Genomic DNA, 3,943 nt, shown 5'->3' with positions numbered 1-3,943 from the left:
GGGGGGTTCTGACGCCTGGCACCAAATTCAGCGACGATCAGAACTTCTCGAAGGTGCGACGGCTCTCGCTGGTCTCGCGCGCCACTTCTTTTGGCTTGTAAGCGCAATAGCCTGGCCGTGGGCCGATTTTCGGGTGATTGCGGCAGGTGTCCGGGCGCTTTTCATAAATAGTGCACAGGCGGCTCTTTCGATCCAGGTACAGGCAATCGTTGTTGCTCATGCGCTGCAGCGTGAAGATCTCGGACTTCTGGTTGTAACGCTCGACGATCCCTTCCTTCTGCAACCGCTTGGCAATGTTCTTCGCCGGTTCGCCGCGCTCGAACTCGTCGACGATGCCGATGCGGATCAGATCCTTGATCTTGACCTCGACCGGCAACGTGCAGCAGCTGGATATGCATGAGCCGCACATCGGCGCAGAGTATTTGGCCCAGGTATCGAGGCGGTCGATCTCTGCGGCAGCGATCAGGTTGGACTTCATCATCGGTTGTTACCAGCGTGTGCATCAGGGCGCGCGATCATACCGGGACTGGTGGATTTTTGAACAACCTTTCGCCGGTTTTTTTCCGTAACGCCCAATAACCCGCGTTAATCCGGCACGGCCCCTGCATTGATTCGGGCACACGACAATCTAATGCCGGCCTATCTCGCACTATCGGGCACTATCGGGATCAACCCGCCGAACCAGAGTCCCGTCCGTTTGTCAGACCGTCTAGGCTCAACTACTCCACGCTCGCTCGAGGTCCTATCGATGACTCAAGAACCACTTGTTCGCGAAGCAGAGGTGGCCGCATTTCGCGATGCCGTCTTGACCAAACTCACTTACGCGGTGGGTAAAGACCCGGATCACGCCTTCGACCACGACTGGTTCGAGGCCATTGCCTTGGCGGCGCGCGACCACATGGTCGAGCACTGGATGGACCACACCCGGCAGATCTACCGCAAAGGTCAGAAGCGCGTTTACTACCTCTCGCTGGAATTTCTCATCGGCCGTCTGCTCTACGACAGCCTGAGCAACCTTGGCTTGCTCGACGTTGCCCGCGAAGCCATGACCGAACTCGGCGTCGACATTGAGCGCATCCGCCTGCTGGAGCCCGATGCGGCGCTCGGCAACGGCGGCCTCGGTCGCTTGGCGGCGTGCTTCATGGAAAGCATGTCGACCCTCGGCATTGCGGGCCACGGCTACGGCATTCGTTACGAGCACGGCTTGTTCCGCCAAGCCATCGTCGACGGCTGGCAGCAGGAACAAACCGAACACTGGCTGGATTTCGGCAACCCGTGGGAGTTCGAGCGCCCAGAAGTGGTTTACCCGATCGGCTTCGGCGGCAGCGTCGAAACCGTCACCGACGAGGCCGGCAAATCCCGCCAGGTCTGGACCCCGGCCGAAACCGTGCGGGCAATCGCCTACGACACGCCGGTGGTCGGCTGGCGCGGTGCGAGCGTCAACACCTTGCGCCTGTGGCGCGCGCGCGCCGTGGAAGATTTGCACCTGGAACGCTTCAACGCCGGTGACCACTTGGGCGCCGTCGCCGAAGTGGCCCGCGCCGAAAGTATCTCCCGCGTGCTCTATCCGGCGGACAGCACCGAAGCTGGCCAGGAATTGCGTCTGCGTCAGGAATACTTCTTCGTCGCGGCCTCGCTGCAGGATTTGCTGCGCCGCCATCGCAACATGCACACCTCGGTGCTGACCCTGGGCGACCACGCGGCCATCCAGCTCAACGACACGCACCCCTCGATTGCCGTCGCCGAGCTGATGCGTCAATTGGTCGACGTCTACGATGTCGCGTGGGACGCCGCGTGGCAGGTCACGGTCGACACGCTGTCGTACACCAACCACACGCTGCTGCCCGAAGCGCTGGAAACCTGGCCGGTCGGTTTGATGGAACGCATGCTGCCGCGGCACATGCAGATCATCTATCTGATCAACGCCCAGCACATCGACTCGCTGCGCGCCAAAGGCATTCACGATTTCGACGTGTTGCGCGCGGTGTCGCTGATCGAAGAAGACAACGGCCGGCGCGTGCGCATGGGCAACCTCGCGTTCCTCGGGTCGCACAGCGTCAACGGCGTGTCCGGTTTGCACACGCAACTGATGCGCAAAACCGTGTTCTCCGAACTGCACAAGCTCTACCCGGAGCGGATCAACAACAAAACCAACGGCATCACGTTCCGCCGCTGGCTCTACCAGGCCAACTCCGAGCTGACTTCGATGCTGGTTGATGCGCTCGGTCCTGACCTGCTGGATAACCCGGAAGAGCGCTTGCTCGACCTCGAACCGTTCGCCGAAAAACCGGCCTTCCGCAAAGCCTTCGCCGATCAGCGACTGCACAGCAAAAAAGCCCTCGCGTACCTGATTCACGAACGCCTGGGCATCGCGGTCAACCCGGCGGCGATGTTCGACGTGCAGGTCAAACGGATCCACGAATACAAACGCCAGTTGCTCAACCTGATGCACACCGTGGCGCTGTATCAAGCGATTCGTGCCGAGCCGGAAATCGATTGGGTGCCGCGCGTGAAGATCTTCGCCGGCAAGGCTGCGGCGAGTTATCACCAGGCCAAACTGATCATCAAGCTGACCAACGACATCGCCCGCGTCGTCAACAACGACCCGACCGTGCGCGGTTTGCTCAAAGTGGTGTTCCTGCCCAACTACAACGTCAGCCTGGCGGAAAGCATTATTCCGGCGGCGGATTTGTCCGAGCAGATCTCCACCGCAGGCTTCGAGGCGTCGGGCACCAGCAACATGAAGTTCGGCCTCAACGGCGCGCTGACCATTGGCACGCTGGATGGCGCCAACGTCGAAATGTGCGAACGCATTGGCGCCGAGCACATGTTCATCTTCGGCCTCAGCGCTCAGCAAGTGGAGGCGCGCAAGCAGAATCAGGAGTTCAACGCGACGCCGGACATCGCCGCTTCGCATCGCCTGAATGACGTGCTGCAAGCGATTCGCGGCGGGGTGTTCTCGCCGGATGATCCGTCGCGCTATACCGGGCTGATCGATTCGCTGGTGGACTACGACCGTTTCCTGGTCTGCGCCGATTTCGACTCGTACTGGGACGCGCAAATGCGCGTGGAAGCGCATTGGCATGATTCGGAGCAATGGTGGCGTTCGGCGGTATTGAACACCTCGCGCATGGGCTGGTTCTCCTCGGACCGGACGATTCGCGAGTACGCCACGGATATCTGGAAGGCATTGGAGTAACTTTTAGCAATAAATACGCGCAAGGCCCAACGCCTGTTGGGCCGGATCGATATACTAAGCGCCAGTTTTGCCGGATGTTTCAGTGACATCTGCGCGGATGCTTTCGCGGGCAAGCCTCGCTCCTACAGGTTTTGCGTGTGCCATGGATTGGGCCACGACACATAACCTGTAGGAGCGAGGCTTGCCCGCGAAGGCGTAAGCGCAGGACGCCACAGTACTTCTGGACTTGCCCGCCAATGGGCCGCTTAGGGATATCGACCATGCAATGGATTTTTGTGCTGATTGGTTTGGTGCTGGGCTGGGTGTTCGACGAGTCGTTCAGCGATGCGCTGTTGGGCGCGTTGCTGGGCTTGGGGATCGGCCAGGCGATTCGTATTGCTCGCCTCGACGCGCAGGTGGTCGAGCAGCATCGGTTGACCCAAATCGCCCAGAACACGCTGCTGCAACGCCTGGCAGCGCTGGAACGAGCGGACCTCAAACCTGCCGACATCGTGCAACCGGCTGCCGCACCAGCCACCGCCGCCAGTCCACCTGACGCCATTGTCACACCCGAATTCGTGCTCGACGAAATCCTCGAAGAAGCGCCTGCGCGATCCCCGACATTGATCTGGGACTTGCCGCCCGAATTGCAACCGGTCGCCGCCAGCGCCAGCGAAGCCACTCGTCCGCTGCCCGACGATGTCTGGACGCCGCAGCCGGCCGCCCGCGAGCCGGTCACCCCTGAACCACGCCAACCCGCCGCCC

General features: G+C 61.1%; 2 protein-coding genes and 1 pseudogene. 2 read left to right on the top strand and 1 reads right to left on the bottom strand.

Going from position 1 to position 3,943, the window contains the following annotated elements; translation table 11 throughout:
• Nucleotides 1–37 precede the first annotated feature (37 nt).
• Nucleotides 38–478 carry a YkgJ family cysteine cluster protein gene (locus BI292_RS09160; RefSeq protein ID WP_101207684.1) on the bottom strand — a complete coding sequence of 147 codons (441 nt, stop codon included), beginning with the start codon at nt 476–478 and terminating at the stop codon, nt 38–40.
• Between the two features lie 270 nt (nt 479–748).
• Between BI292_RS09160 and BI292_RS09155 the strand changes: the two genes are divergently transcribed.
• Both BI292_RS09155 and BI292_RS09150 read left to right on the top strand, forming a co-directional pair.
• The gene (locus BI292_RS09155; RefSeq protein ID WP_101207683.1) at nt 749–3,199 is read left to right on the top strand and encodes a glycogen/starch/alpha-glucan phosphorylase; all 2,451 of its coding nucleotides are present in this window, start codon (nt 749–751) and stop codon (nt 3,197–3,199) included.
• 260 nt (nt 3,200–3,459) lie between these two features.
• Nucleotides 3,460–3,943, top strand: a pseudogene (locus BI292_RS09150) (DUF2339 domain-containing protein); the annotation flags it as partial.

The organism is Pseudomonas sp. 43NM1, from assembly GCF_002836905.1.
Taxonomy (GTDB): Bacteria; Pseudomonadota; Gammaproteobacteria; order Pseudomonadales; family Pseudomonadaceae; genus Aquipseudomonas; species Aquipseudomonas prosekii.
This window is presented reverse-complemented; position numbering and strand designations above follow the sequence as displayed.